This window comes from Bulleidia sp. HCP3S3_C9 (assembly GCF_052064035.1).
Classification (GTDB): domain Bacteria; phylum Bacillota_I; class Bacilli_A; order Erysipelotrichales; family Erysipelotrichaceae; genus Bulleidia.
This window is the reverse complement of record NZ_JBQHWJ010000117.1, coordinates 1-1021: the sequence shown is the minus strand read 5'-3', so window position 1 is coordinate 1021 and position 1021 is coordinate 1. Positions and strand designations below refer to the sequence as shown.

Below are 1021 nucleotides of genomic sequence, written 5' to 3'. Positions count from 1 at the left end.
CAAATATATTTTTAAATCTCATCCAATGACCCGCAGACAGATTACGAATGCTTTGAATGCTGCTTTTCCTATTTTTGCTCAATAGTGAATCTGATGGTTAATTATGTTAAATTTAAAGCATAAAAGAGTAGAAGCTTTTCAATTTTGATAAGCTTCTATTTGTTTTATAGGAAGATAATAGTAAAATAATAAGGCTGTTAGAAAGAAGGTAACTATGTATCCAACACCAGGAAGTTTTGTTCATATTCAATCTTATAAACATGATGGTAGTTTACATCGTACTTGGTGTAAAGGATTTGTACTTGAAGCAGATGAAAAACATATTGTAGTCGTGACGGATCGTGCATGGGTAATTGAAAGCGATGGACGAAAATGGCTGACAAGAGAACCTGCAGTTTGTTTCTTCTACACAGATAAATGGTTTAATGTTATCTCAATGATACGTCATGCGGGCATTTATTATTACGTTAATCTTGCTTCACCATCCATTTACGATGGAGAAGCAATCCGAAATATAGATTATGATTTGGATGTAAAGCTATATCCAGATGGAGGATATCAGATTTTAGATGAAAATGAATATGCTCAGCATGCAAAAGAAATGAAATATCCAGAAAAAATCAAAAAAATCGTTGAAAAGCAAATGGATTTATTGATTGAGATGATGGATAAAGAAGAAGAACCATTTTCACAAAAATGTATCGACCATTACTATCGAATGTACTTAGAAATGTATAAAGAACAAGAATGAAAGGCAAAAATGCCTTTTTATTGTACAAAAACAGAATAAACTCTTTACAAATATGGAAAAAAGTGATACATTCTATGCACATCCAATATTTGGAGATACGCACTAGTCAACATAATTCAAACAAAAAAAGCGAAAAAACATGTTGACAGAGGAAGCGGGAAGATGATATACTCATTGAGCACTGTTCGAAAGGGCAGTGAGGAAGTTCTTTGAAAACTGAACAGGAAATAGACACATTACAAGAAACAACGAACGTCAATAAGTTTATGC

General features: G+C 32.5%; 1 protein-coding gene. It reads left to right on the top strand.

The window, feature by feature from the left end:
- The first annotated feature begins 214 nt into the window (after positions 1-214).
- The gene (locus tag ACTND6_RS11020; protein ID WP_441024301.1) at positions 215-751 is read left to right on the top strand and encodes a DUF402 domain-containing protein; all 537 of its coding nucleotides are present in this window, start codon (positions 215-217) and stop codon (positions 749-751) included.
- Positions 752-1021: the final 270 nt, after the last annotated feature.